The sequence below is a fragment of the Citrobacter sedlakii genome (assembly GCF_018128425.1).
In the GTDB taxonomy this organism is placed as follows: Bacteria; Pseudomonadota; Gammaproteobacteria; order Enterobacterales; family Enterobacteriaceae; genus Citrobacter_A; species Citrobacter_A sedlakii.
The window spans coordinates 926,250-952,468 of the sequence record NZ_CP071070.1 but is presented as its reverse complement, the minus strand read 5'-3'; the positions used below and the strand labels follow the sequence as shown (position 1 = coordinate 952,468).

Below are 26,219 nucleotides of genomic sequence, written 5' to 3'. Positions count from 1 at the left end.
TTCCGCACTCAAGGTTGTGAAAGATCATAAGCCAGGGCTATTGTAATCAACAGGGAATGACGTTTTGCGTCCCATAAGGAGTTTACTTGATTACACATATTAGCCCGCTTGGCTCAATGGACATGCTGTCGCAACTGGAAGTCGATATGCTTAAACGCACGGCCAGCAGCGACCTGTATCAACTGTTTCGTAACTGTTCGCTTGCCGTCTTAAACTCCGGCAGTCTGACTGACAACAGCAAAGAGCTGCTGTCCCGCTTTGAAACCTTCGACATCAACGTGCTGCGCCGCGAGCGCGGCGTGAAGCTGGAGCTGATCAACCCACCGGAAGACGCTTTCGTTGACGGACGTATTATCCGCGCGCTACAGGCCAACCTGTTTGCCGTGCTGCGCGACATCCTGTTTGTCAACGGACAGATCCATAACGCGGGTCGTTTCCAGCATCTGGATCTCGAAAGTTCGGTACACATTACCAACCTGGTGTTCTCCATTCTGCGTAACGCCAGAGCGCTACACGTGGGCGAAGCGCCAAACATGGTGGTGTGCTGGGGCGGCCACTCGATTAACGAAAATGAGTACCTGTACGCCCGCCGCGTCGGCACGCAACTGGGTCTGCGTGAACTGAACATCTGCACCGGCTGCGGGCCGGGGGCAATGGAAGCGCCAATGAAGGGCGCGGCAGTGGGTCACGCCCAGCAGCGTTACAAAGACAGCCGTTTTATCGGCATGACCGAACCGTCGATCATCGCCGCCGAACCGCCAAATCCGCTGGTCAACGAACTGATCATCATGCCGGACATTGAAAAACGTCTGGAAGCGTTCGTGCGCATCGCCCACGGGATTATCATCTTCCCGGGCGGCGTCGGTACTGCGGAAGAACTGCTGTACCTGCTGGGGATCCTGATGAACCCGGCGAACAAAGATCAGGTGCTGCCCCTGATCCTCACCGGCCCGAAAGAGAGCGCCGACTACTTCCGCGTTCTGGACGAGTTTATCGTGCACACGCTGGGTGAAGCGGCGCGCAGTCACTACCGGATTATTATCGACGATGCGGCGGAAGTGGCGCGTCTGATGAAAAAAGCGATGCCGCGGGTGAAAGAGAACCGTCGTGACACTGGCGATGCCTACAGTTTCAACTGGTCGATTCGCATCGCGCCGGATCTGCAAATGCCGTTCGAACCGTCCCATGAAAATATGGCTAACCTGAAGCTGTACCCTGACCAGCCCGTTGAAGTGCTGGCGGCAGACCTGCGTCGCGCGTTCTCCGGGATCGTCGCGGGTAACGTGAAGGAAGTCGGCATTCGCGCCATCGAGCAATATGGTCCTTACAAAATCCATGGCGATAAGGCGATGATGCGGCGCATGGACGATCTACTGCAAGGGTTTGTCGCGCAACACCGTATGAAGCTGCCTGGCTCTGCATACATTCCCTGCTACGAAATCTGCGCCTGAGGCGAAAAGTCCTGAACGAACCGGAAACGGCTGCTGGCCTTTCCGGTTTTTTTATTGATACCAATAAGATAGCCTCGCCAATTAATTAGTTTCACTTATAAATCATACTCATTATTTTTATACGCAAACGATTACCCGCCCTGAGATACCGCGTTTTATCATTCTTAACTTTGCTTAGGCATCAGAAACCACCAATAAATGGCACTTTTACAGCGTAACCTCCGCATCTCTCGGGGAAAACTTCCCGTCGCTGTATCGTTAATGCTAGCCTTCGCGCGCGTAAATTCGCTTTGATGATTTTTTGACAGATTAATGATCCAATTTTATCCACATTAAAGGTGGATTATTGCATTTGGGATCGCGATCACTGATAGATTCATTGGTTATCTGTATCTTTCCGCCCGCAAATTATTACGGCGAAAAATTATATAAAAATCGTCTTTGATGAAATTTCGTTTTACGGTCGGGACTTTTTTCATTGGATTAGACCAGCAACCTGACTTTTAGCATCCTCCAGGAGAAATAGATGGAAACCACTCAAACCAGCACTATTGCTTCGATTGATTCCCGAAGCGCATGGCGCAAGACAGATACCATGTGGATGCTGGGCCTTTACGGCACGGCTATCGGTGCGGGCGTACTGTTCCTGCCAATCAACGCAGGCGTCGGCGGCATGATTCCGTTGATCATCATGGCGATTATCGCTTTCCCGATGACCTTTTTTGCCCACCGCGGCCTGACCCGCTTTGTTCTGTCCGGTAAAAACCCGGGCGAAGACATCACTGAAGTGGTTGAAGAGCACTTCGGTATCGGCGCAGGTAAGCTGATTACCCTGCTCTATTTCTTTGCCATTTACCCTATCCTGCTGGTTTACAGCGTGGCAATCACCAACACGGTGGAAAGCTTTCTGACGCATCAGCTGGCTATCACGCCGCCGCCGCGTGCGATTCTGTCCCTGATCCTGATTGTCGGTATGATGACTATCGTGCGTTTCGGCGAGCAGATGATCGTGAAAGCGATGAGCATCCTGGTGTTCCCGTTTGTGGCAGCGCTGATGTTGCTGGCTCTGTATCTGATCCCGCAATGGAACGGCGCGGCGCTGGAAACGCTGTCCTTTGATACCGCCGCCTCTACCGGCAACGGCCTGTGGATGACCCTGTGGCTGGCGATCCCGGTGATGGTCTTCTCCTTCAACCACTCGCCGATCATCTCCTCTTTCGCGGTAGCGAAGCGTGAAGAGTACGGCGACGGCGCCGAGAAAAAATGCGCTAAGATTCTGGCGTTCGCCCACATCATGATGGTGCTGACGGTCATGTTCTTCGTCTTCAGCTGCGTACTGAGCCTGTCCCCGGCGGATCTCGCCGCGGCGAAAGAGCAGAATATCTCGATTCTGTCTTACCTGGCGAACCACTTTAACGCGCCGATCATCGCCTGGATGGCGCCGATCATTGCGATGATCGCCATCACGAAGTCTTTCCTCGGCCACTATCTGGGCGCGCGTGAAGGCTTCAACGGCATGGTTATCAAATCTCTGCGTGGTAAAGGTAAATCCATCGAGATCAACAAACTGAACCGCATTACCGCGCTGTTCATGCTGGTGACCACCTGGATTGTCGCGACGCTGAACCCGAGCATTCTCGGTATGATCGAAACCCTGGGCGGCCCGATCATCGCGATGATTCTGTTCCTGATGCCGATGTACGCGATTCAGAAAGTACCGGCAATGCGTAAGTACAGCGGCCATATCAGCAACGTCTTCGTTGTCATCATGGGTCTGATCGCTATCTCCGCAATTTTCTACTCTCTGTTCAGCTAAGTTTTACAGCGCCGCCTGTGGGCGGCGCGTCCTCCCGAGCTTTATTTAATGGAAGTCCTATGATTAGCGTCTTCGATATCTTCAAAATCGGCATTGGCCCTTCCAGTTCTCATACCGTTGGACCAATGAAGGCAGGCAAACAGTTCACGGACGATCTGATTGCCCGCAACATGCTTACCGATGTCACCCGCGTCGTGGTGGATGTTTATGGCTCTCTGTCTTTGACGGGGAAAGGCCACCACACCGATATCGCGATTATTATGGGTCTGGCGGGAAATCTGCCGGACAGCGTCGACATCGATGCCATTCCGAGTTTCATTCAGGATGTGAATACCCACGGGCGTCTGCTGCTGGCAAATGGTCAGCATGAGGTCGAATTCCCGGTGGATAAGTGCATGAATTTCCATGCCGACAACCTGTCCCTGCACGAGAACGGTATGCGCATTACCGCGTTGGCAGGAGAAACCGTCCTCTACAGCCAGACTTATTACTCCATTGGCGGCGGCTTCATCGTCGATGAAGACCATTTCGGTTTACCGAACAGTGCGCCGGTCGAAGTGCCCTATCCATACAAATCTGCCGCCGATCTGCAAAGACATTGCGCAGAAACCGGGCTCTCGCTTTCCGGCCTGATGATGCAAAACGAACTGGCGCTGCACAGCAAAGAAGAGCTGGAACAGCACTTTGCCAACGTCTGGGAAGTGATGCGCAGCGGTATTGAGCGCGGCATTACCACCGAAGGCGTTCTGCCCGGAAAATTGCGTGTGCCGCGTCGTGCGGCGGCGCTGCGCCGGATGCTGGTCAGCCAGGATAAAACCACGACCGATCCAATGGCCGTCGTGGACTGGATCAACATGTTCGCGCTGGCGGTCAACGAAGAAAACGCCGCCGGTGGGCGCGTAGTCACCGCACCGACCAACGGCGCCTGCGGTATCGTTCCGGCGGTGCTGGCGTACTACGATAAGTTCATCCGTGAAGTGAATGCGAACTCGCTGGCCCGCTATATGCTGGTTGCCAGTGCGATTGGCTCGCTGTACAAAATGAACGCCTCCATTTCCGGTGCGGAAGTAGGCTGCCAGGGCGAAGTCGGCGTGGCGTGCTCTATGGCGGCGGCGGGTCTGGCGGAACTGCTGGGCGGCAGCCCGGCGCAGGTGTGCATTGCGGCGGAAATCGGCATGGAACACAACCTCGGTCTGACCTGCGACCCGGTCGCGGGACAAGTACAGGTGCCGTGCATCGAACGTAACGCGATCGCCTCGGTGAAAGCGGTCAACGCGGCGCGTATGGCGCTGCGTCGCACCAGCGAACCGCGCGTCTGCCTCGATAAAGTGATCGAAACCATGTATGAAACCGGAAAAGACATGAACGCCAAATACCGCGAAACCTCCCGCGGCGGTCTGGCGATGAAAATCGTCACCTGCGACTAACGCCTGCCGTCTGCCCGGTGGCATAGCGCTTACCGGGCAAACCACGCCAGGCTCGCCTCATTTCGCCGTGAATGTTACCCTACCCGCAGGTTGTAAAGGGAGAACACCGTGGCTGTCCATCTGCTTATTGTCGACGCGCTCAATTTGATTCGCCGCATTCATGCCGTGCAGGGTTCGCCGTGCGCGCAGACCTGCCAGCACGCGCTGGATCAGCTGATTCTCCACAGCCAACCCACCCACGCCGTGGCGGTATTTGATGATGAAGCGCGAAACAGCGGATGGCGTCACCAACGGCTTCCGGATTACAAAGCGGGTCGCCCGCCAATGCCGGATGACCTGCATGACGAGATGCCCGCTCTGCGTGCCGCCTTTGAACAGCGCGGCGTCGCCTGCTGGGTATCTGACGGTCACGAAGCTGACGACCTGGCGGCAACGCTGGCGGTGAAAGTCACTCAGGCCGGTCATCAGGCCACCATCGTGTCGACAGACAAAGGTTATTGCCAGCTTCTCTCCCCGACGCTGCGCATCCGCGACTACTTTCAGAAGCGCTGGCTGGATGCCCCCTTCATTGAAAAAGAGTTTGGCGTCTCGCCCCAACAGTTACCAGACTATTGGGGACTGGCGGGGATCAGTAGCTCAAAGGTGCCCGGCGTCGCCGGTATCGGTCCGAAAAGCGCCACGCAGCTGTTGGCGCAGTTTCAGACGCTGGAAGGACTTTACGCACACCTGGCGGAAGTGCCGGAAAAGTGGCGTAAAAAACTGGATGAGCATAAAGAGATGGCTTTTCTCTGTCGCGATATCGCCCGACTGCAAACGGATTTACAACTCGACGGCAACCTGCAGCAGCTACGGCTGGTCAAAGCGTAGTGATTGTAATTATTCCTCTATGCGCAAACCGTAAGTTTTAAATTTCTCCAGCACCACGGCAATCTCTGCATCTGATAACACGGGCACCGGGTCAACCACCGCCAGCGTACTCATGTACAGTTGCGCTAACACTTCCACCTCATGCGCCAGCCACAGCGCTTTTTGCAGATTCGCTTCGCAGGCGATCAACCCATGATGCTGCAACAGCGTGGCTTTACGATTTTTCAGCGCGACGGCGACGTGCCCGGAAAGCTCACGGGTGCCAAAGGTCGCATAAGGCGCACAAGGAATGGTATTCCCCCCCGCTGCGGCAATCATGTAATGAATAGCCGGGATCGGGCGGTTAAGGATAGAAACCGCGGTGCAATGAATCGCATGGTTGTGGACCACGGCATTCGCGTCCGGGCGCGTCTGATACGCCGCCAGATGAAAACGCCATTCGCTGGAGGGCAATTTCCCCTCTTCATAATGGCCGTCGTTATCGACAAAGACGATCATATTTTCCGTCATGCGTTCGTAAGGAATGCCGCTGGGGGTAATTAACATGCCGTCCTGATAGCGCGCGCTGACGTTTCCCGCCGTTCCCTGATTAAGCCCCAGTCGGGTCATTTCTAAACAGGTTTCAATAATTTCACGGGATAATTGCGTTCTTTCCATCTTTGTTCTCCGGGTAATCGGTTCAATGGCTGATTTTTTTGCGCATCTTATTTTTGTCTTACGCGCTTAATTAATTTCATTTCCACTTTTACGGTTTCTTTCACTGGTCGTTCATCAATTGCACTGAGCATCATGTCCACCGCCTTTTCAGCCCAGGCGTTTTCATCCTGCTGCATCGACCAGACGTTATTCGACAGAAACCCAAGCATCGGATGTTCGTCAAAGGTGCCGATATTGATGTCAGGCGGCACGACGCCAACGCGATCGCGGATCGCTCTCACCGCCCCTTCGAGAACCGGCAATGAGGACGCGATAAACGCTTGCGGGCATCCTTGTTCATCCATCAGCGTTTGCATGATCTCGTAACCGCCTTCCGGGGTGTTTACCGGCCCTTCGCGCACCCAGTCACGATGGTGAATGCCTTTTTCTCTGAGTGCGTTCAGATAACCGTTAAGACGGTCGCTGATACTCGGTAAACCGGTATCGCCCACCAGAAACCAGACCGGCAATTTTTCTGCGTCCAGTAATTGCCGGGTTAATTGCTCACCGCCCGACATATTATGGCTTTCCACCAGCGCGTTATCGGTATATTTAAAATCACGATCCAGCAATACCATCGGTTTTCTCACCTGGCGTAAATGGTGCTGCTGATTTTCCAGGGTCGAAGGCACAATAAACAGACCATCGACATTACGGGCGATTAACGCTTTCGTTAACTTATTTTCGTAATCCACATCGTCATAGGTACAGCTGATCATCAACTGGTAGCCGGAACGCCGGCAGCGCTGTTCCAGCTTTTCTGCCAGCGTGGCGAAGAAGACGTTAGAAATATTGGGAACAATGAGTCCCAGGGTATACGTTTTATTTAGCTTAAGGCTACGGGCGGAATGGTTAATGACATATCCATAGCGCTCCACATATTCGTTTATTCGCGTTTGTGTCTTGAGGCTGATGCGATACTGTTCAGCTTTTCCATTTAGCACCAGTCTCACGGTCGTTACCGATAAATTCAGATCGCTGGCTATCTGTTCTACTGTCTTAGCCATGTCATTGCCCCAGTCACCGTCCAAGCGTCAATTCACAATCATAAAAGCATTTTACACTTTTGTCTTACCGCATCAGTCGCTTAAGCGTGAGCCGGCGGGCGTTACGCATAAACGGGGGCGCAGGCCTCGCCCCCCACGGCCTTACTTTTTGCCAAACGGATGCAACAGCTTGTCAATTTCCGGCGTATTGATATTTTGCGCACTGACAAATTTCACCGGAATGTCGATCTCTTTCGGCACCGTTTGGCCAGAAAGCGCCGCATTCAGCGTTTTGATCCCCTGATAGCCAATTTGAAACGCATCCTGCACCACAAACCCCTGAATCACGCCAGCATTCAGGAAATTGATAATCGCCTCAGTGCTGTCGAAGCCAATGACTTTCACTTTGCCTTTCAGGTTCTGGCTGTCGATGGCGTTGGCGACACCGAGCGTTGATCCCTCATTCGTGCCGTAGATCCCCGCCAGATCCGGGTTCGCCTGGATCATATCGATGGTTTTATCCATCGCTTTTTGCGGATCGCCATCGCTGTACTATACCGGCAGCACCTGAATATCCGGGTACATCTCCTTCATGCGCGCAATGAATCCTTCCGAACGTTCAATCGCCGACGACGTCCCCGCTACGTGGGCGATAATGCCAACCTTGCCTTTCTTATTCACCTGCGCCGCCAGCGCGTCGGCGGCTTCCGCCCCGGCTTTGCGGTTATTGGTCGCCACGAAGCTCACCGGAATATCAGAATTAACGCCAGAGTCAAAGGTCACCACCTTGATACCGCGTGAATTGGCGGTTTCTACCAGCGGCGCCAGCGCGTTAGCGTCCAGCGCCGCCAGCAGCAGGCCGTTGGGCTTCTTCGCCATTGCATTTTCCACCAGTTGAATTTGCTCGGCGATCTGAGTTTCATCGGCAGGGCCGACATAGCTGGTTTTATCGCCCAGCTCCTTCGCCGCCGCTTCGGTCCCCATTTTCACGGTTTGCCAGAATTCATGCTGGAAACCTTTACTGATCACCGGAAGATTTAAATCTTTCGCCAGCGCGCCGGAAGAGATGCACGCCAGCAGGGATAACGCATAAACAAGATGCCTGGTTTTCATTATGTGACTCCGTTGTGAGTGTCTCACCCTTTACGTCAGGGTCTGTATGCCCCGTGACTGCCGGGAGCGTAAATCAACGAATTTTTTTGCGTAAGGTATCAAGGTACACAGCGGCCACCACCACAATGCCCATCGCCACCATTTGCCAGAACTGGGAAACGCCCATCAGGTTCAGGCCATTTTTCAGTACGCTCATGATGAACGCGCCAATGATAGTGCCGCCGATGGTGCCAATGCCGCCCATCAGGCTGGTGCCGCCGATAACGACTGCCGCAATCGCCTCCAGTTCATAGCCGACGCCAACCGTAGGCTGTCCGGAGTTCAGGCGTGAGGCCAGAATGACGCCCGCGATGCCGGTCAGTAGCCCGCAAAAGGCGTAAACGAATATTTTGACCCGCTGGACCTTAATACCGGAGAGATGCGCCGCCACCTCATTGCTGCCGACGGCATAGACATAGCGGCCAATCACCGTTTTCTTGAGAATGTACCCGGCCACCAGCGCCACGATAACGAGATAAAACACCGGATACGGCAGCACGTCGAACAAACGCCCCTGGGCCAGCAGCTTAAAGGTGGGGTAATCGGCAAAATAGATTGCGCGGCCATCCGTCATCACCATATTGATCCCGCGAACGGACATCATCAGCCCGAGGGTGGCAATAAACGGCGGGATGGTCATTTTGGTGACCAGCAGGCCGTTGACGTAACCGCAAAGCCCTCCGGCAATGACGCCCGCCAGAATACAGACGGGCAGCGGCAGCCCGAGGGTGGCGCAAATTCCCACCGCGACGCCGGAAAACGCCACCACTGAGCCTAATGAAAGGTCGATTCCTGCGGTGATAATCACAAAGGTCACGCCAATCGCCATAATGCCAATCACCGAGGTTTGTAACGCGATGGTCATGATATTTTCGGTATTAAAGAAAAAGGGCGAACTGAAGCTGAAGAAAATGATCAGAATGATCAGACTCAACAGCGGCGCGAGGCGCATCAGTAGCGCTTTGTTAACTTTTAATTTCTTATTATTCGTAGCAGATGAGGTGACAGAGATGGTCATGATTTAATCCTCTAACGTCGCGAACTGCATGATTTTTTCCTGTGTGGCGTTATCGGCAGTTAATTCACCGGTAATACGACCGCTGCGCATCACTAAGATGCGATCGCACATGCCTAACACTTCCGGTAATTCAGAGGAAATCATGATTATCGATTTACCTTTCGCCACCAGGCGATTCATTAATTCATAGATTTCCAGTTTTGCCCCGACATCAATTCCCCGGGTTGGCTCATCAAAAATGAGAATTTCAGTATCCTTACACACCCAGCGGGCAATAATAATTTTTTGCTGGTTCCCACCACTTAAATTAATGGCTGCCTGTTCGAGATGCGGCGTTTTTATTCTGAGCGCGTTTACCTGCTCCTCGCTGATTTGCTGGCAACGTCGGGTATCAACATTGCCAAAGCGGTCAGAAAACTCAGGGTAATTGCCCAACATAATGTTACGCTCGACGGAAAGATTGAGCGCCAGCCCTTCCTTCTTGCGGTCTTCCGTTAAATAACAAATACCTTGCGCGATGGCATCGGCAATATCGTTAATCACGATCGCTTTGCCGTGGAGCTTTATCGTCCCGGCATCGACCGGATCGGCGCCAAAAATCGCCCGCGCCAGTTCGGTTCGTCCAGCCCCCATTAACCCGGCGAAACCAAGAATTTCACCGCGGTGAAGGGTAAAGTGAATATCGTTCAGCACGCCTTTTCGCGTTAACCCGCAGACCTCCAGCACCGGCTCCCGGCGCGCCTTTCGCGCGCGAGGGGGAAAGATATTGCCCAACTCGCGGCCCACCATCATCGCTATCAGATCGCTGATTTTTACCGTTTCATACTCCACGGTATCGATGTACTGACCGTCGCGCATCACGGTGGCGCGATCGGCGATCAGCGCCAGTTCCTCCAGACGGTGCGAGATGTAAACAATGCCGGTCCCCTGCGCCTTGAGCAGTCGGGTAACGCGAAACAGGCTCTCAATCTCCGTTTCGGTGAGCGCCGCGGTGGGTTCGTCCATAATCAAAATTTTGGCGTTAACCGAGATCGCTTTGGCGATTTCCACCATTTGCTGCTGCGCGACCGTCAGGTCTGAGACCAGCGTATCGGGGGCAATATTCAGATTGAGCTTTTGCAAAATATCCGTCGCCGCCTGGCGCTGCTGTTTTTCATCCAGCCGCCAACGGTTATTTTTACAATACTCGCGGCCAATAAAAATATTCTCTTCAACGGTTAATTCAGGAAATAAATTAAATTCCTGATGAATAATGGTGATGCCAGCATTTTGCGCGCTAAGCGGATCGCTAAACGCGATCGGTCTTCCCTCAAAGATAATCTCTCCTTCGTCCGGTTGATAAACGCCCGCTAAAATTTTCATTAGCGTTGATTTACCCGCGCCATTTTCACCTAATAGCGCATGGACTTCGCCTTTACGGAGCGTGAAATTCACATTACTCAACGCTAATACGCCGGGAAAGCGTTTCGTAATATGATTCATCTGTAAAAATGTTTCGGACATTGCTGCTTTCCTCAATAATCAGAAACCGCAGGCTGTAAATCAGGCGAAGTACGTTCTCAGGGCCACCCCTTACCGCGAATGTGAATTCTTCCTGAAAACAGTGATACGTCACGTTGGCTCAATGCTGAATATTGCTAACTCGAGTTAGCGATTTGCCTTTTAAAGCTATTTTAGCCACCCCAAATAGCCAAATTATTTGGCGTGAATTTGTGACGCCGGGCAGACTCTTTATTTTAACCAATTGAAATAGATTGATTTTTATAGAAATCGTCACGCGCTTTAATTTGACGTAGATCGAATTTTAACCACTTCTCGTGAAGTTTCTCACAATCCCGTCAGAAAAAAGTTGTGTAAAAAACCTGCCAATACCTAAGCTAACTCGAGTTAGCAAAATCACATTTTTTCAGCCGACTGCCACGGTGGCGCCTCTCTTCCGCCTGCGCAGCGCGTCTAAACGAAGATGAGGAACCACGCATGAAGAAAATGTCCCTGCCAAAAATCGGTATTCGTCCGGTGATCGACGGACGCCGTATGGGCGTTCGCGAATCACTGGAAACCCAAACCATGAATATGGCGAAAGCTACCGCCGCTCTGCTGACGGAAAAGCTGCGCTATGCCTGCGGCGCGCCCGTCGAATGCGTCATTGCCGACAGCTGCATTGCCGGGATGGCGGAAGCCGCCGCCTGCGAAGAAAAATTCAGCGGCCTGAACGTCGGTCTGACAATCACCGTCACCCCGTGCTGGTGCTACGGCAGCGAAACCATCGATATGGACCCAATGCGTCCAAAGGCTATCTGGGGATTTAACGGCACTGAACGCCCGGGAGCGGTGTATCTGGCTGCGGCGTTGGCGGCCCATAGCCAGAAAGGGATCCCGGCGTTTTCCATTTACGGTCAGGATGTGCAGGATGCAGGCGACAGCGCCATTCCTGCCGACGTGGAAGAGAAGCTGTTGCGCTTTGCGCGGGCAGGACTGGCGGTGGCCAGCATGAAGGGCAAAAGCTACCTCTCGCTGGGCGGTGTCTCGATGGGTATCGCCGGATCGATAGTCGATCATAATTTCTTTGAGTCCTGGCTCGGCATGAAGGTGCAGTCCGTTGATATGACCGAACTGCGCCGCCGTATCGATCATAACATTTACGACGAAGCCGAACTGGAAATGGCGCTGGCCTGGGCCGATGCCCATTTCCGCTTTGGCGAAGATAAAAACGCGAAACAGTACCAGCGCAACGCTGAACAGAGCCGACACATCCTGCGCGAAAGTCTGCTGATGGCAATGTGCATCCGCGACATGATGCAGGGCAACAGCAAGCTGGCGGAGAGGGGACGCGTGGAAGAGTCCCTCGGCTACAACGCCATCGCGGCAGGTTTTCAGGGACAGCGCCACTGGACCGATCAATACCCGAACGGCGATACCGCCGAAGCGCTGCTAAACAGCTCCTTTGACTGGAACGGAGTCCGCGAACCGCTGGTGGTCGCCACTGAAAACGACAGCCTGAACGGCGTCGCGATGTTGTTCGGCCATCAACTGACCGGCACGGCGCAGGTCTTCGCTGACGTGCGTACCTACTGGTCGCCGGACGCGGTTAAACGCGTCACTGGCCATACCCTCAGCGGTACGGCGGAACACGGCATCATCCACTTGATCAACTCCGGTTCCGCTGCGCTCGACGGCACCTGCAAACAGCGGGACAGTGACGGCAACCCGACGCTGAAACCGCACTGGGAGGTGACGCAAGAGGAAGCCGACGCCTGTCTGGCAGCCACCGAATGGTGTCCGGCGATCCACGAGTATTTTCGCGGTGGCGGCTATTCGTCACGCTTCCTGAGCGAAGGCGGCGTCCCGTTCACCATGACCCGTGTGAATATCATCAAGGGACTAGGGCCGGTATTGCAAATCGCCGAAGGCTGGAGCGTGGCGCTACCGAAAGCGGTTCATGACACACTCGACAAGCGTACTGACTCCAGTTGGCCGACCACCTGGTTCGCTCCGCGGCTGACCGGCAAAGGACCGTTCACTGACGTTTATTCGGTCATGGCAAACTGGGGCGCAAACCACGGGGTGCTCACCGTGGGACATGTTGGCGCTGACTTCATTACCCTCGCTGCAATGCTACGTATTCCGGTCTGTATGCATAACGTGGACGAAGCGAAAATTTATCGCCCTTCCGCCTGGGCCGCGCACGGCATGGACATCGAAGGTCAGGATTACCGCGCCTGCCAGAACTACGGGCCGCTGTATAAGCGTTAAGATTCGACGTGGGCCGGATAGCGTAATGCCATCCGGCAACGGGAGTCCTTATGAAAAATGACGTTATTCTGGTTCTCGACTGTGGCGCAACCAACGTGCGGGCGATAGCCGTCGATCGGCAGGGCAAGATTATCGCCCGCGCCTCGGTGCTTAACGCCAGCGAGGCGGCCACTGAAAACAGCGCGTGGCATCAGTGGTCGCTTGACGCCATACTGCAACGCTTCGCCGGGTGTTGCCGGATGCTGAGCGGCGAACTGTCCGCCTGCCGGGTTCGCGGCATTACGGTGACCACCTTTGGCGTTGACGGCGCGCTGGTGGATGCGCGCGGCGAACTGCTGTATCCGGTAATTAGCTGGAAATGCCCGCGTACGGCGGCGGTCATGGACGCCATCGGCCGTTTTATGCCGCCACGCCAGCTTCAGGCGATTTCCGGCGTGGGCGCATTCAGCTTTAATACCCTGTATAAGCTGGTGTGGCTGAAAGAGAATCACCCTGCGCTTCTGGCGCAGGCGCATGCCTGGCTGTTTATCTCCTCACTGATTAATCAGCGTCTGACCGGCGAATTCACCACCGATATCACAATGGCCGGCACCAGCCAGTTGCTGGATCTTCACCAGCGCGATTTCAGCGGCGATATTTTGCAGGCCGCCGGTTTGACGCGCGCGCTGTTTCCCCGGCTGGTAGAAGCGGGTGAACGAATCGGCTTGCTGCAGCCTACCGCTGCGACGCTGCTGGGACTGGCGCCGGGCGTTCCGGTGATCTCCGCCGGACACGACACTCAGTTTGCCTTGTTTGGCGCGGGCGCGGCGCAGGACGAGCCGGTGCTCTCCTCCGGCACCTGGGAAATCCTGATGGTACGCAGTCGCCAGGTCGATACCGCGACGTTAAGCCGCTATGCCGGATCAACCTGTGAACTGGACAGCCAGAGCGGATTGTATAACCCCGGCATGCAGTGGCTGGCCTCCGGCGTACTTGAATGGACGCGCAAACTGTTATGGACGCCCGACACGCCCTGGCAAACGTTAATTGATGAGGCACAGCGTGTACCGCCTGGCGCTGAAGGGGTCAGAATGCAGTGTGAACTGCTTACCTCCCCGCTGGCGGGCTGGCAAGGGGTAACGCTCGCCACCACCCGCGCGCATTTATACCGCGCGGCGCTGGAAGGCTTAACGGAACAGCTTCGCCAAAACCTGCATATGCTGGAAAGCATCGGGCACTTCCGGGCAACGGAGCTTCTGCTGGTGGGGGGAGGAAGCCGCAACCCGTTGTGGAATCAAATCAAAGCCAACGTGCTGAACCTCCCCATTAAGGTGCTTGACGACGCGGAGACCACCGTCGCCGGGGCGGCGATGTTTGGCTGGTATGGCGTTGGCGAATTTGCCAGTCCGCAGCAGGCGCGCGAGCAGGTGCGCTACCAGTACCGTTATTTTCATCCTCAGTCACCCTATCCGTCACACTAAAGGAGTGGTTCATGCTTAAAACACTTTCTCCATTAATCTCGCCTGAACTGCTCAAGGTGCTGGCGGAAATGGGACATGGCGACGAGATCGTTTTCTCGGACGCGCACTTTCCGGCACACAGCATGGGGCCGCAGACAATCCGCGCCGATGGACTGCAGGTTAGCGAATTATTGCGGGCAATCATTCCACTGTTCGAGCTGGACAGCTATGCGCCACCGGTGGTGATGATGGCGGCGGTTGAGGGTGATACCCTCGACCCGGATGTTGAGACCCGCTATCGCGATGCCCTTTCGTTGCAAATGCCTTGCCCTGACATTGTGCGCATCGATCGCTTCGCTTTTTACGAACGCGCGCAAAAGGCTTTTGCGATCGTCATCACCGGCGAGCGCGCCAAATACGGGAATATTCTTTTAAAAAAAGGCGTAACGCCGTAATCTCACCCGCGGCAGAGTTTTCCGGACGGTGAGAGGGTCAGCGATGAAAGCGGTACGTCAGCAAGCGATAGTGCATCTGCTTAGTCAGCATCAAAGCCTGACCACTGACGCGCTGGCCGCGCTGCTTAATGTCAGTAAAGAGACCATCCGCCGCGATCTCAGCGCGTTACAAAGTCAGGGCAAAGTGTTGCGTAGCCACGGACGGGCAAAAAGCATTCGGCGGGAAAACGGCGATAACGGCGATCCGTTTTCTCTTCGTCTGAAAAGCCATTACGCCCACAAAGCAGACATTGCCAGAAAGGCGCTCGGCTGGATAGAAAACGGTATGGTCATTGCGCTGGATGCCAGTTCAACCTGCTGGTATCTGGCGCGGCAGCTACCGGATATCGACATTCAGGTGTTCACCAACAGTCAGCCAATCTGCCAGGCGCTAGGCAAGCGCGAGCGCATTCAACTGATTTGTTCTGGCGGTACGCTTGAGCGTAAACACCGTTGTTATGTGAATCCCTCACTCATTTCTCAACTGAAAACGCTGGAAATTGATCTGTTTATCTTTTCCTGTGAAGGAATCGACCGCCACGGCGCGCTGTGGGATTCCAGCGCTTTTAACGCTGAATATAAATCCGTACTGCTGAGTCGCGCCGCGCAGTCGCTGCTGCTGATCGATAAAAGCAAATTCAACCGTTCGGGAGAAGCCCGGCTGGGTCATCTGGATGAGGTGACGGCTATTGTTTCAGACGTGTCGGCGAGATAGCGCCAAACGAGGCCTCCTCCGGCGTAGTTTTAGCGTTCGTCGCGACGCCCGCCTACCGCCGCCCACAGGCGACGCACGTGCACCGTGACTTCTTCGCGATCGTGATAGAGCTGACGCGCCTGGATCTGCGCGTTCACGCCATGTTCATCCAGTTGCGCCTGAATATACGCCAGGTTCTGGGAGACTTCTTCATAGCGTTTTTTCATCGGCAGCTTGAGGTTAAAAATGGTTTCACGACACCAGCCATTCACCAGCCACTGCGCCATCAGCGCCGCCACTTTCGCCGGTTTCTCCACCATATCGCACACCATCCATGAGATGTTGTTACGGTTTGGGCGATACTTAAAGCCATCTTCCCGCAGCCAAGTCACCTGTCCGGTATCCATCAGGCTTTGCGCCATCGGACCGTTATCGACCGAGTAAACCCACATGTTCCGCTTCACCAGCTGATAAGTCCAGCCGCCGGGGCAGGCGCCTAAATCTACCGCATACATCCCGTTCGCCAGACGCTCATCCCACTCATCTTCCGGAATGAACACGTGCAGCGCTTCTTCCAGCTTGAGCGTCGAGCGGCTTGGGGCGTCGGCGGGAAACTTAAGGCGCGGAATGCCCATGTAGTACGGAGAGTTATTTGAGGCATACGAATAACCGGTATAACAGCATCCCGGCGCGATAAAGAAGACGTGGACCACCGGACGCTTCGGCGTTTCATAGTGCGTCAGAATGCCTGCGTCACGCAGCGCGGCGCGCAACGGCACCGTAAACTTGCGGCAGAACTTCATCAGTTCTTTGCTTTCATTGGTGTCCGCCACTTCAACCCGCAGATCGCCGCCCTTCTCGACCACGCCCTGCAGCATACCGACGATCGGCGTGATCCTGTCTTCCGGCGGCAAATGCTGCAGCAGCTCGCCCACCACAAACCACTGGCGGGTGAAGATCAGTGAACTGAACGGCAGCTCGCTGATAATTTTTTCCGCATCATCGGCCTGATAACATTCATAAATGACATATCCCGCGTTTTCTTTAACGCGCGCAAAGCCAAACAATTCGCGACGTCCCGCTTTATCGGTAATTTCCGCAGCGCACTCTTTTTCAAAGCCCGGGCGACACAACAACACCACTTTATTCATGAACAACGCCCTTACGCTTCAAACGAACGGCGCCGATTAACATCAACACCCACCCTGCCAGGAAACTCACCCCGCCAACCGGGGTCACAAACGCCCACAGGCGCAAATGCGACAGCGCCAGGCAATATAAGCTGCCGCTAAACAACACAGTGCCTAACGCCAGAAAAACGCTACTCCAGTAGAACCAGATGCTGATGCGGCGCTGCATCGCGACCGCCAGACCGAAGATCGCCAGCGTATGAAACGCCTGGTATTGCAGACCGGTCTGGATCCAGCCCATCTCAACCACACCAAGGGTTTTGCTTAGCACGTGCGCCCCGAAAGCGCCCAGAGCAACATAGATAAAGCCACTGACAGCGGCAAAAATCAGCATAAAACGGCTGGTCATGGTAATACCCTAAGTAAGTTATTGTTCGTAGCGAAAGCGGAATTTCTCTTGTTCAGCCGCCGCTTTCGCCAGGATCCACTGACGGAAGGCGGCTATTTTACCCAGTTCTGCCTGACTGTCATGACAAACCAGATAAAATGCGTTTTTACTCACCAACACATCGTTAAACGGACAGACCAGACGTCCGGCCTCAATTTCCGATTGCGCCATCACGTTATTCGCCAGCGCAACGCCCTGACCGTGAATCGCCGCCTGCAGCACCATCGCGCTGTGGCTGAAGATCGGCCCCTGCTGGACGTTAATATGATTCAGGCCCAGCTGGCGCGTATAGGTTTGCCAGTCGCGGCGCGAGGCGTCATGCAATAGCGTGTGCTTCGCCAGATCCTCTGGCGACTTCAATGGCTTATCCCCCGTCAGCAGCAGCGGCGAACAGACGGGCAACAGATATTCTGCGTACAATTTTTCGACGCGCAAGCCCGGCCAGTTGCCGCGACCATAAAAAATCGCCACGTCGACATCGTCCGACAGCTTGTCTTCCTGACGGTCCACCGCCTGGATCCTGACGTCGATTCCCGGATAAGCTGAGTTAAAGCTAGAGAGTCGGGGAACCAGCCACTGGATCGCAAAACTGGGCAATAAACTGACCGTCAGCGCCCCTTTTGCGCTTCGCGCCTGAAGTTTACGCGTCGCTTCGGTTAATTGCGAAAAAATCTCTTTGATGTCGAGGAAGTAGCTTTGGCCTTCCTCGGTGAGAAGAAGAGAACGGTTGCGTCGCCGAAACAGTTTAAGGCCCAAAAAATCCTCAAGTGACTTGATTTGGTGGCTTACTGCGGCCTGCGTCACAAAAAGCTCTTCTGCTGCGCGAGTGAAGCTGAGATGCCGTGCGGCGGCATCAAAAACACGTAATGCGTTCAGAGGTGGAAGACGTTTAGACATGGCTATTAGACTTTGATGTTAAAACAATTTAACAATTAGATTACAAGCTGTAACCTATTAGTTTTTTTTATCTGAGCCATTATAATTTGTCCGTTGAGGAACTACCAGCAAATACCTATAGTGGCGGCACTTCCTGAGCCGGAACGAAAAGTTTTATCGGAATGCGTGTTCTGGTGGGCTTTTGGCTTACGGTTGTGATGTTGTGTTGTTGTGTTTGCAATTGGTCTGCGATTCAGACCACGGTAGCGAAGCTACCCTTTTTCACTTCCTGTACATTTACCCTGTCTGTCCATAGTGATTAATGTAGCACCGCCAAATTGCGGTGCTTTTTTTTACCTGTCCGCTACGGATTAGTCTTCCAGCGCGACCATCTCTTTCACGTCAGTACGGTTGATCTGCTGTTTGTTGCCGTTAGCGTCTTTGTAAGAAATCATCCCGGTATCGTTATCGGTCTGCGGTTTACCGTCAGACACGATGCTGCGACCATCGTTGGTGTGCATTACATAGTTCGGACCGGAACAGGCGCTCAGGGCAAAAGTCAGCATACATGCAGAAATAATTGCGGCAGTCTTTTTCATCTTCTTCTCCTTAAAGCTGTTTATGCTATTAAAAACGTACTCCGTAACAGGCAGAAACATTTGCCTAACACTATTCAGCATAAGACACTGGTCTGATTTCGCCAGGTTATCCAGAAGATTCCTGGTGACAGGCAAGCCTTGTCACGGCGGCAAAATTGCGCCACGATCGGCTGACTGAACTGAGGAATACCATGAACGCTTTCAATCCCGCGCAGTTTCGCGCGCAGTTTCCCGCACTGGCCGACGCCGGGGTTTATCTCGACAGCGCCGCCACGGCGCTGAAGCCACAGGCCGTTATTGACGCGACGCAGCAATTCTACAGCCTGAGCGCCGGAAACGTGCATCGCAGCCAGTTTGCCGAAGCTCAACGCCTTACCGCGCGCTACGAAGCCGCCCGGGAGCAGGTCGCACGGCTGCTGAACGCGCCGAATGACAAAACCATCGTCTGGACTCGCGGCACCACCGAGGCCATTAACATGGTGGCGCAAAGCTACGCTCGCCCCCGCCTTCAGCCTGGCGATGAAATCATCGTCAGCGCCGCCGAACATCACGCCAATCTCGTTCCCTGGCTGATGGTGGCGGAGCAAACCGGCGCGAAAGTGGTTAAATTGCCGCTCGATGCGCAATTTTTACCGGACGTTGAGCGCCTGGCGGAGAGAATAACGCCGCGTAGCCGCATCCTCGCGCTGGGACAAATGTCGAACGTTACCGGCGGCTGTCCGGACTTAGCCCGCGCCATTACCCTTGCCCATCGTGCAGGCATGGTGGTCATGGTGGATGGCGCGCAGGGCGTGGTCCATTTTCCCGCCGATGTACAACGGCTCGACATCGACTTCTACGCGTTTTCCGCGCATAAGCTGTACGGTCCGACGGGAATTGGCGTGCTCTACGGCAAACCAGAACTGCTGGCGGCCATGTCGCCGTGGCTTGGCGGCGGTAAGATGATCGACACCGTCAGCTTTGACGGCTTCACTACTCAGGCCGCGCCGTGGAAGCTGGAAGCTGGAACGCCTAACGTCGCAGGCGTCATCGGGATGAGCGCGGCGCTGGAATGGTTAGCCGATACCGATACTGCCCAGGCGGAAAACTGGAGCCGCGGGCTGGCGACGCTGGCGGAAGACGCGCTGGCGAAGCGTCCCGGTTTTCGCTCCTTCCGCTGTCAGGACGCCAGCCTGCTGGCCTTTGATTTTGCAGGCATTCACCACAGCGATATGGTCACGCTGTTGGCGGAATACGGTATCGCCCTGCGCGCCGGACAGCACTGCGCCCAGCCGCTGCTGGCGGAAATGGGCGTAACGGGCACCCTGCGCGCCTCATTTGCGCCGTATAATACAAAGAGTGATGTGGATGCGCTGGTCAACGCCGTTGATCGGGCGCTTGAGCTATTGGTGGATGAATGACAAGCCCAATGTTTGCCGGACACCCGTTCGGCACAACCGTGAATGAAGAGACGCTGCGCAAGACCTTCCTGCCGCTCAACCAGTGGGAAGATAAATACCGCCAGTTGATATTACTGGGAAAACAGCTGCCGACGCTGCCCGACGATCTCAAAGCCCAGGCGAAGGAGATCGCGGGCTGCGAAAATCGCGTCTGGCTGGGTTACACCCGTGGAGAAAATGGCGCGCTGCACTTTTACGGCGATAGCGAGGGGCGGATTGTACGTGGACTGCTGGCGGTGTTGCTGACGGCAGTCGAAGGGAAAACCGCGGCGCAGCTGCTGGCGCAGTCACCGCTGGCGTTCTTCGATGAACTGGGGTTGCGCGCGCAACTGAGCGCGTCGCGCAGTCAGGGGCTGAACGCGCTGAACGAGGCGATCATGGTCGCGGCCCAGGAAGCCGGATCTTAACGAACCGTAGGCAAAATAAGCGCAGCTTCATCTCCCTGATTGCCGGCGCCATTTCGGATCCCACTAAGCCTGACGCGCCGCCTTCGCCATCATTTTCTTCAACGCATGAGAGACCGCGACAAAGCCAAACGTGGCGGTCACCATCGTCGCCGCGCCGAATCCCGATGCGCAGTCCATCCGTTTGGGTCCTTCCGCGGTCGCTTTCATCGCGCAGACGCTGCCGTCTGACTGAGGATAAACCAGCGCCTCAGTGGAGAATACGCAGTCAACGCCCAGCTTACCCTTGCTGTTTTTCACCACCCCAAAGTCGCTTTTCAGCCGCTCGCGCAGCTTTGCCGCCAGCGGGTCCTGAATCGTTTTCGCCAGATCCGTCACCTGGATCTGAGTGGGATCGATCTGTCCGCCCGCGCCGCCGGTGGTGACCAGCGGAATTTTGTTGCGACGACAGTACGCGATCAGCGCCGCTTTCGGCCGCACGCTGTCAATGGCGTCAATGACATAGCTGAAGCCTGCGCGCAGATATTCCGCGACATTATCCGGCGTGACAAAGTCATCGACCACGGTGACCCGGCATTCCGGATTGATCTGACGAATACGTTCTGCCATGACGTCTGCTTTCGCCAGACCAACGTTATCGCGCAGGGCATGAATCTGGCGATTCGTATTGGTGACGCAGACGTCATCCATATCAATAAGGGTAATGGCGCCGATGCCCGTACGCGCCAGCGCCTCTGCCGCCCACGAACCAACGCCGCCAATCCCGACCACGCAAATATGCGCATCGGCAAACAGTTGCAGCGCTTTTTCACCGTACAAACGCGCCGTGCCGCCGAAGCGCTGACGCCAGGCATCACTTATTACTACTGACATACCACCTCAGAATTAAAAAGGGCGAGGTTATCCCTCACCCTGTCTGATCCATAGAAACAGCGCTCAGAATACCATATTCAGCCGCTAAACACGTTACCAGCGCCAGGCGCGCTTTTCAGCACCCAGACGCGACCATAGTGGTTATACCAACCTGCGCGATGTCCGGCGTCCGGACCAATTCCCTGATAAATGTCGAAGTGCTGGCCTTTTATCGCACCGCCGACATCCAGCGCCACCATCAGACGTAGCTCATACTGGCCGTTGAATTTGCCGTTGATGTCGAGCAGCGGGACTTCAGCGAGCAATGTTGTCCCCGGCGGGATAATGCTGCGGTCAGAGGCAACGGAAGCCCGGCCAATCAGCGGCACCGCGCTTGCGCCTTTCACTGGCGCGAAAGACTGCGGCTTAAAGAAAACAAACGACGGGTTTTGTTCCAGCAGTTCGCGGACTTCCGCTTCGCTGTGCGTTTCCCCCCAGTGACGGATCGCCTGCATCGACATGTCTTCCCGCTTCACTTCGCCGCGATCGATCAGGACCTTACCGATACTGCGATAAGCATGCCCGTTTTTCCCTGCATAGCTGAAGAAATTAAGCGGGGAGCCGTCGCCAAAATCGATATAGCCACTGCCCTGCACATCCATAATGAAGTTATCCATCAAAGAATTGCTGTAGGCAAGAATGTAATTGTCGCTCAGCGCGCCAGCGTAAATCTCTGCGCGAGACGGCAAGCGTCCGCGTTTTGGCGGCATACGGTAAATGGGATACTGGAATTCGCCCTGACGCGTGTGGCGCGCCTGAACAACTGGCGTGTAATAACCGGTAAACTGGACGTTGCCGTAGTTATCGGCTCCTTCCATCTGCCAGGCGTCGATTCCAAACTGGCGCATGGTACGGGTATCGCCGCCGGAACGTAGCCAGTCCTGAACGGCGTTATAGACGCTGCTCTGACTGCCGTACAGGCGCGGAGAGGCACTGCGGATCTGGCTCACCTGCTCGGCAAAATCACCGGCGTTGATGGGGGCGCCAACGGCGTCAGGCTGGTTCACCAGTGAGAAAGGCTGGGTAAACTTCCCGTCTTTATACTGCTGTCCGCGATCGGTCGGTTTAGAGGAACAGGCAGCAAGCATAGCAACCACCGCCCCCAAAAGAAGATAACTTACCCAACGTCCTTTCATTGTTCTCATCTTTTCGCTGTCATTCATACGCAAAGAAGATAACAAACCCCGCCAGCTAATGAAACGAGCAGGGTTACCCTGACGCAAATTCCGCGCAAAATTTAAACTGAAATGCCTTGTTTTTGTTCAATTTCGCCCTTAAACCGTGATCCAGGTGAAAAAAGGGTTGCATGAAAATGTTAGCAGAGTATAGTGCGCATCCACGGACGCGGGGTGGAGCAGCCTGGTAGCTCGTCGGGCTCATAACCCGAAGGTCGTCGGTTCAAATCCGGCCCCCGCAACCAATTAAAATTTGATAGCAGTGCTTTCTGCACAGCAGAAGACGGACGCGGGGTGGAGCAGCCTGGTAGCTCGTCGGGCTCATAACCCGAAGGTCGTCGGTTCAAATCCGGCCCCCGCAACCAATCAAATTTGACAGAAGTGCTTTCTGCACAGCAGAAGACGGACGCGGGGTGGAGCAGCCTGGTAGCTCGTCGGGCTCATAACCCGAAGGTCGTCGGTTCAAATCCGGCCCCCGCAACCAATACTAAACACCTTAACGGGTGTTTTTTTGTTTCTGCGGCCCGTAAAAGGTTTTTCTGGTGACCAAACGCGGCCGGGCGGCGACACCTGCGCCTTCTCCGCCCTCTCTGTTTATCCTCTTCTCGCCAATGTTGCCCCGTCGGCAAAATAGGCTTTGATCCCGGCAAGAATCGACTCGGCCACTTCCTGCTGGAACTTTGCGGTTTTAAGCTTGCGTTCTTCTTCAATATTACTGATAAACGCCGTTTCGACGAGAATCGACGGAATATCCGGCGCTTTCAGCACCGCAAACCCGGCCTGTTCGACCTGATTTTTATGCAGATTGTTAATCTTGCCGAGCTTGTTCAACACCGCTTTACCAAATTTCAGGCTGTCGGCGATGGTCAGCGACTGCACCATATCGAACATCGTATGGTCGACGTAGCGGTCACCGCTTTTGCTCACGCCGCCAATTAAGTCCGAGGCGTTCTGCGTTTGCGCCAGATATTTCGCTGCCGTACTGGTCGCCCCTTTGGTGGAAAGCGCGAATACCGATGACCCGCTGGGCTGGCGGCTGGTAAAGGCGTCCGCGTGAATCGACACAAACAGGTCTGCGCGCTGTTTCTGGGCCTTCGCCACACGCACCTTCAGCGGAATGAAGATATCTTCGTTCCGCGTCATGTAGACCTTCATATTGCCTTCTCTTTCGATCAGCGCGCGTAAGCGCCGGGCGATTTGCAACACCACGTCTTTTTCACGCGTTTTGTATTTGCCGACCGCCCCGGAGTCTTCTCCGCCGTGTCCCGGATCAAGCATGATCACAATCGGGCGATCGCGCCCGGCTTTCCCCGGCTGCGGCCCGCTCTGCGCAGGCGGTACCTGTTTATCCAGATCGCCCTTGTTGTAATCTTCCAGTAGCGCCAACAACGGATCCTGCATATCCTGCGCATTGACAGGATAAAGATCCATGACCAGACGCTCTTTAAACCCGGCAACCGGCGCCAGCGCGAACAGCTGCGGCTTCACGTTTTGCTTTAGTTCGAACACCATTCGGACGGTCTGCGGGTCGAATTGTCCTACCCGCGCCGACTTGATATAAGGATCATCAGGACGAATTTGCGCCCCCATGCCTTTCAGCACCGAGTTCAGATTTACCCCTTCAATATCCACCACCACGCGCTCAGGATTGCTCAGGGCAAACTGTTTGTACTTCAACTGTCGGTTCGACTCCACCGTCACACGGGTGTAACTCGACGCTGGCCAAATACGAACCGCAACGACCTGACTGGTGGCAGCCAGGCCGACCTGACTGACGCTCAATAGCCACATGGCGCCCGCCCCTTGTAGTAATCGACGGCGGCTGATGGGTGGATGTGATCCCGACATGCTTCTCCCGAGCAAAGTAAATCTTAACGGTGTTGAGTGAGTAAACGTCCAAATTGACCGGAAACTTTAGCGAATGACGCATAATCTGTCATCAATAAAAGGGTAAACATTCTTTTGGTATTCACGGTATTACTGAGAAAAAACTTTGCCCGGATTAAAATTTGCGCTTGCGCATGGCGAAGAAACAGAATAAAAATACAATAATTACGAATAATCATGCAGTGAGGGTAGGCCGTGGTGAAGGAACGTAGAACCGAACTGGTACAGGGATTCCGCCATTCTGTTCCCTATATCAATACCCATCGGGGAAAAACGTTTGTGATTATGCTTGGTGGCGAAGCCATTGAGCATGAAAACTTTTCCAGTATTGTCAACGACATTGGCCTTCTCCATAGCCTTGGCATTCGCCTGGTGGTGGTGTATGGCGCGCGTCCGCAAATCGACGCCAACCTGGCCGTACATCATCATGAGCCGATGTATCACAAAAATACGCGTGTCACCGACGCCAAAACACTGGAACTGGTTAAACAGGCAGCGGGCACCTTGCAGCTGGATATCACTGCGCGCTTATCAATGAGCCTGAACAATACGCCGCTCCAGGGCGCGCACATTAACGTGGTCAGCGGGAATTTCATTATCGCGCAGCCGCTGGGCGTCGACGATGGGGTCGACTATTGCCACAGCGGACGCATTCGCCGTATTGACGAAGAGGCGATCCACCGGCAGTTAGACAGCGGCGCGATCGTACTGATGGGCCCGGTCGCGGTCTCGGTGACTGGCGAAAGTTTCAACCTGACGTCGGAAGAAATCGCCACCCAACTGGCGATCAAGCTGAAGGCAGAAAAGATGATTGGCTTCTGTTCGTCTCAGGGCGTGACCAACGAGGACGGCGATATCGTCTCTGAACTGTTCCCCAACGAAGCGCAGGCCAGAGTTGAGGCGCAGGAAGAAAAAGGCGATTACAACTCCGGCACCGTGCGTTTTCTGCGTGGGGCGGTGAAAGCTTGTCGCAGCGGCGTGCGCCGCTGTCATCTGATTAGCTATCAGGAAGATGGCGCGCTGTTGCAGGAGCTGTTCTCCCGTGACGGCATCGGGACCCAGATCGTAATGGAAAGCGCCGAACAAATTCGTCGCGCGACCATAAACGATATCGGCGGCATTCTGGAACTGATTCGCCCACTGGAGCAGCAGGGGATCCTGGTGCGCCGCTCACGCGAACAACTGGAGATGGAGATCGACAAATTCACCATTATTCAGCGCGATAACATGACCATCGCCTGCGCCGCCCTGTACCCCTTCCCGGAAGAAAAAATCGGCGAGATGGCCTGCGTGGCGGTGCATCCGGACTACCGTAGCTCCTCGCGGGGAGAAGTTCTGCTGGAACGCATTGCCGCCCAGGCAAAGCAAATTGGCCTGAGCAAGCTGTTCGTACTCACCACCCGCAGCATTCACTGGTTCCAGGAGCGCGGCTTTACGCCGGTGGACATTGATTTGTTGCCGGAAAGCAAAAAAGAGATGTACAACTACCAGCGGCGTTCAAAAGTGCTGATGGCGGATTTAGGATAAGCGGGGGCCGGAACGCGCAACCGCTTCTC

Annotated in this window: 22 protein-coding genes, 3 tRNA genes and 1 pseudogene; 14 read left to right on the top strand and 12 right to left on the bottom strand. The window is 54.9% G+C overall.

All coding sequences use genetic code 11. From position 1 onward, the window contains the following. The first annotated feature begins 86 nt into the window (after nucleotides 1-86). The 4 genes from ppnN to xni all read left to right on the top strand — a co-directional run bounded on the left by ppnN (nucleotide 87) and on the right by xni (nucleotide 5,561). The gene (gene ppnN / locus JY391_RS04525; protein ID WP_042288832.1) at nucleotides 87-1,451 is read left to right on the top strand and encodes a nucleotide 5'-monophosphate nucleosidase PpnN; all 1,365 of its coding nucleotides are present in this window, start codon (nucleotides 87-89) and stop codon (nucleotides 1,449-1,451) included. A 526-nt stretch (nucleotides 1,452-1,977) separates the two neighbouring features. Then, the gene (gene sdaC / locus JY391_RS04520) at nucleotides 1,978-3,267 is read left to right on the top strand and encodes an HAAAP family serine/threonine permease SdaC (protein WP_042288834.1); all 1,290 of its coding nucleotides are present in this window, start codon (nucleotides 1,978-1,980) and stop codon (nucleotides 3,265-3,267) included. Between the two features lie 59 nt (nucleotides 3,268-3,326). Continuing rightward, nucleotides 3,327-4,694 carry an L-serine ammonia-lyase II gene (sdaB, locus tag JY391_RS04515; protein ID WP_042288836.1) on the top strand — a complete coding sequence of 456 codons (1,368 nt, stop codon included), beginning with the start codon at nucleotides 3,327-3,329 and terminating at the stop codon, nucleotides 4,692-4,694. Between the two features lie 108 nt (nucleotides 4,695-4,802). Next, a complete protein-coding gene (gene xni / locus JY391_RS04510; RefSeq protein ID WP_042288840.1) occupies nucleotides 4,803-5,561 on the top strand; it encodes a flap endonuclease Xni in 759 nt (252 codons plus the stop codon). Nucleotides 5,562-5,570: 9 nt separating this feature from the next. Here the strand turns inward: xni and fucA are convergent, their stop codons facing one another. From fucA to JY391_RS04485, 5 genes and pseudogenes are all read right to left on the bottom strand, one after another. Beyond that, nucleotides 5,571-6,218 carry an L-fuculose-phosphate aldolase gene (gene fucA, locus JY391_RS04505; protein ID WP_211935282.1) on the bottom strand — a complete coding sequence of 216 codons (648 nt, stop codon included), beginning with the start codon at nucleotides 6,216-6,218 and terminating at the stop codon, nucleotides 5,571-5,573. Nucleotides 6,219-6,265: 47 nt separating this feature from the next. Then, entirely contained in the window at nucleotides 6,266-7,264 is a 999-nt protein-coding gene (locus JY391_RS04500) for a LacI family DNA-binding transcriptional regulator (protein ID WP_042288844.1), read from the bottom strand. A gap of 141 nt (nucleotides 7,265-7,405) precedes the next feature. Next, a pseudogene (locus tag JY391_RS04495) lies at nucleotides 7,406-8,356 on the bottom strand (ABC transporter substrate-binding protein). A gap of 73 nt (nucleotides 8,357-8,429) precedes the next feature. Next, a complete protein-coding gene (locus tag JY391_RS04490; RefSeq protein WP_042288851.1) occupies nucleotides 8,430-9,413 on the bottom strand; it encodes an ABC transporter permease in 984 nt (327 codons plus the stop codon). A 3-nt stretch (nucleotides 9,414-9,416) separates the two neighbouring features. Beyond that, nucleotides 9,417-10,916 (bottom strand): sugar ABC transporter ATP-binding protein, encoded by a 1,500-nt coding sequence (locus JY391_RS04485; RefSeq protein WP_042288853.1) that lies wholly within the window; start codon nucleotides 10,914-10,916, stop codon nucleotides 9,417-9,419. Between the two features lie 474 nt (nucleotides 10,917-11,390). Here JY391_RS04485 and fucI point away from each other — a divergent pair, with 474 nt between their 5' ends. Genes fucI through fucR form a run of 4 tightly spaced genes read left to right on the top strand, consistent with a single transcriptional unit; the run spans nucleotide 11,391 to nucleotide 15,814 of the window. Then, nucleotides 11,391-13,166, top strand: coding sequence for an L-fucose isomerase (fucI, locus tag JY391_RS04480; protein ID WP_042288856.1), 1,776 nt, complete (start codon nucleotides 11,391-11,393; stop codon nucleotides 13,164-13,166). A 50-nt stretch (nucleotides 13,167-13,216) separates the two neighbouring features. Next, the gene (gene fucK, locus JY391_RS04475; protein ID WP_211935281.1) at nucleotides 13,217-14,626 is read left to right on the top strand and encodes an L-fuculokinase; all 1,410 of its coding nucleotides are present in this window, start codon (nucleotides 13,217-13,219) and stop codon (nucleotides 14,624-14,626) included. Between the two features lie 11 nt (nucleotides 14,627-14,637). After that, nucleotides 14,638-15,060 (top strand): L-fucose mutarotase, encoded by a 423-nt coding sequence (fucU, locus tag JY391_RS04470; RefSeq protein ID WP_060569370.1) that lies wholly within the window; start codon nucleotides 14,638-14,640, stop codon nucleotides 15,058-15,060. A 43-nt stretch (nucleotides 15,061-15,103) separates the two neighbouring features. Then, nucleotides 15,104-15,814: an L-fucose operon activator gene (fucR, locus tag JY391_RS04465; protein WP_199957153.1), complete on the top strand. Its 711-nt coding sequence runs from the start codon at nucleotides 15,104-15,106 to the stop codon at nucleotides 15,812-15,814. A gap of 29 nt (nucleotides 15,815-15,843) precedes the next feature. Here fucR and rlmM read toward each other — a convergent pair whose 3' ends face one another. The 4 genes from rlmM to JY391_RS04445 all read right to left on the bottom strand — a co-directional run bounded on the left by rlmM (nucleotide 15,844) and on the right by JY391_RS04445 (nucleotide 18,846). Next, on the bottom strand, nucleotides 15,844-16,944 hold the full coding sequence (gene rlmM, locus JY391_RS04460) for a 23S rRNA (cytidine(2498)-2'-O)-methyltransferase RlmM (RefSeq protein ID WP_042288866.1): 1,101 nt from the start codon (nucleotides 16,942-16,944) through the stop codon (nucleotides 15,844-15,846). Continuing rightward, on the bottom strand, nucleotides 16,937-17,332 hold the full coding sequence (locus JY391_RS04455) for a DUF423 domain-containing protein (RefSeq protein WP_042288868.1): 396 nt from the start codon (nucleotides 17,330-17,332) through the stop codon (nucleotides 16,937-16,939). Before JY391_RS04455 ends, rlmM begins: the two co-directional genes overlap by 8 nt. A gap of 18 nt (nucleotides 17,333-17,350) precedes the next feature. Next, nucleotides 17,351-18,268: a glycine cleavage system transcriptional regulator GcvA gene (gene gcvA, locus JY391_RS04450; RefSeq protein ID WP_042288871.1), complete on the bottom strand. Its 918-nt coding sequence runs from the start codon at nucleotides 18,266-18,268 to the stop codon at nucleotides 17,351-17,353. Nucleotides 18,269-18,618: 350 nt separating this feature from the next. After that, nucleotides 18,619-18,846 carry a YgdI/YgdR family lipoprotein gene (locus tag JY391_RS04445; protein WP_012906999.1) on the bottom strand — a complete coding sequence of 76 codons (228 nt, stop codon included), beginning with the start codon at nucleotides 18,844-18,846 and terminating at the stop codon, nucleotides 18,619-18,621. A 191-nt stretch (nucleotides 18,847-19,037) separates the two neighbouring features. Between JY391_RS04445 and csdA the strand changes: the two genes are divergently transcribed. Beyond that, on the top strand, nucleotides 19,038-20,246 hold the full coding sequence (csdA, locus tag JY391_RS04440; RefSeq protein ID WP_211935280.1) for a cysteine desulfurase CsdA: 1,209 nt from the start codon (nucleotides 19,038-19,040) through the stop codon (nucleotides 20,244-20,246). Further along, complete coding sequence (gene csdE, locus JY391_RS04435; protein WP_042288877.1) at nucleotides 20,243-20,692, top strand: cysteine desulfurase sulfur acceptor subunit CsdE; 450 nt, start codon at nucleotides 20,243-20,245, stop codon at nucleotides 20,690-20,692. Before csdA ends, csdE begins: the two co-directional genes overlap by 4 nt. 63 nt (nucleotides 20,693-20,755) lie before the next feature. Here the strand turns inward: csdE and tcdA are convergent, their stop codons facing one another. Beyond that, on the bottom strand, nucleotides 20,756-21,562 hold the full coding sequence (gene tcdA / locus JY391_RS04430; RefSeq protein ID WP_060569367.1) for a tRNA cyclic N6-threonylcarbamoyladenosine(37) synthase TcdA: 807 nt from the start codon (nucleotides 21,560-21,562) through the stop codon (nucleotides 20,756-20,758). A 77-nt stretch (nucleotides 21,563-21,639) separates the two neighbouring features. Continuing rightward, nucleotides 21,640-22,737, bottom strand: a complete 1,098-nt coding sequence (mltA, locus tag JY391_RS04425) for a murein transglycosylase A (protein ID WP_211935279.1) — start codon at nucleotides 22,735-22,737, stop codon at nucleotides 21,640-21,642. Between the two features lie 207 nt (nucleotides 22,738-22,944). Between mltA and JY391_RS04420 the strand changes: the two genes are divergently transcribed. The 3 genes from JY391_RS04420 to JY391_RS04410 all read left to right on the top strand — a co-directional run bounded on the left by JY391_RS04420 (nucleotide 22,945) and on the right by JY391_RS04410 (nucleotide 23,260). After that, a tRNA-Met gene (locus JY391_RS04420) sits at nucleotides 22,945-23,021 on the top strand. Between the two features lie 43 nt (nucleotides 23,022-23,064). Further along, nucleotides 23,065-23,141, top strand: a tRNA-Met gene (locus JY391_RS04415). Between the two features lie 42 nt (nucleotides 23,142-23,183). Continuing rightward, a tRNA-Met gene (locus JY391_RS04410) sits at nucleotides 23,184-23,260 on the top strand. A gap of 110 nt (nucleotides 23,261-23,370) precedes the next feature. Here the strand turns inward: JY391_RS04410 and amiC are convergent. Continuing rightward, on the bottom strand, nucleotides 23,371-24,624 hold the full coding sequence (amiC, locus tag JY391_RS04405; RefSeq protein WP_042288884.1) for an N-acetylmuramoyl-L-alanine amidase AmiC: 1,254 nt from the start codon (nucleotides 24,622-24,624) through the stop codon (nucleotides 23,371-23,373). Between the two features lie 234 nt (nucleotides 24,625-24,858). Between amiC and argA the strand changes: the two genes are divergently transcribed. Next, nucleotides 24,859-26,190, top strand: a complete 1,332-nt coding sequence (gene argA / locus JY391_RS04400) for an amino-acid N-acetyltransferase (protein ID WP_042288887.1) — start codon at nucleotides 24,859-24,861, stop codon at nucleotides 26,188-26,190. Nucleotides 26,191-26,219 lie beyond the last annotated feature (29 nt).

Coding starts and splice junctions, on each gene's coding strand:
- JY391_RS04490 (WP_042288851.1), bottom strand. CDS start 9,413: ATGACCATCTCTGTCACCTCATCTGCTACGAATAATAAGAAATTAAAA.
- fucK (WP_211935281.1), top strand. CDS start 13,217: ATGAAAAATGACGTTATTCTGGTTCTCGACTGTGGCGCAACCAACGTG.
- fucI (WP_042288856.1), top strand. CDS start 11,391: ATGAAGAAAATGTCCCTGCCAAAAATCGGTATTCGTCCGGTGATCGAC.
- tcdA (WP_060569367.1), bottom strand. CDS start 21,562: ATGTCAGTAGTAATAAGTGATGCCTGGCGTCAGCGCTTCGGCGGCACG.
- sdaC (WP_042288834.1), top strand. CDS start 1,978: ATGGAAACCACTCAAACCAGCACTATTGCTTCGATTGATTCCCGAAGC.
- JY391_RS04485 (WP_042288853.1), bottom strand. CDS start 10,916: ATGTCCGAAACATTTTTACAGATGAATCATATTACGAAACGCTTTCCC.
- fucR (WP_199957153.1), top strand. CDS start 15,104: ATGAAAGCGGTACGTCAGCAAGCGATAGTGCATCTGCTTAGTCAGCAT.
- fucU (WP_060569370.1), top strand. CDS start 14,638: ATGCTTAAAACACTTTCTCCATTAATCTCGCCTGAACTGCTCAAGGTG.
- csdA (WP_211935280.1), top strand. CDS start 19,038: ATGAACGCTTTCAATCCCGCGCAGTTTCGCGCGCAGTTTCCCGCACTG.
- amiC (WP_042288884.1), bottom strand. CDS start 24,624: ATGTCGGGATCACATCCACCCATCAGCCGCCGTCGATTACTACAAGGG.
- rlmM (WP_042288866.1), bottom strand. CDS start 16,944: ATGAATAAAGTGGTGTTGTTGTGTCGCCCGGGCTTTGAAAAAGAGTGC.
- gcvA (WP_042288871.1), bottom strand. CDS start 18,268: ATGTCTAAACGTCTTCCACCTCTGAACGCATTACGTGTTTTTGATGCC.
- sdaB (WP_042288836.1), top strand. CDS start 3,327: ATGATTAGCGTCTTCGATATCTTCAAAATCGGCATTGGCCCTTCCAGT.
- mltA (WP_211935279.1), bottom strand. CDS start 22,737: ATGAAAGGACGTTGGGTAAGTTATCTTCTTTTGGGGGCGGTGGTTGCT.
- fucA (WP_211935282.1), bottom strand. CDS start 6,218: ATGGAAAGAACGCAATTATCCCGTGAAATTATTGAAACCTGTTTAGAA.
- csdE (WP_042288877.1), top strand. CDS start 20,243: ATGACAAGCCCAATGTTTGCCGGACACCCGTTCGGCACAACCGTGAAT.
- JY391_RS04445 (WP_012906999.1), bottom strand. CDS start 18,846: ATGAAAAAGACTGCCGCAATTATTTCTGCATGTATGCTGACTTTTGCC.
- JY391_RS04500 (WP_042288844.1), bottom strand. CDS start 7,264: ATGGCTAAGACAGTAGAACAGATAGCCAGCGATCTGAATTTATCGGTA.
- JY391_RS04455 (WP_042288868.1), bottom strand. CDS start 17,332: ATGACCAGCCGTTTTATGCTGATTTTTGCCGCTGTCAGTGGCTTTATC.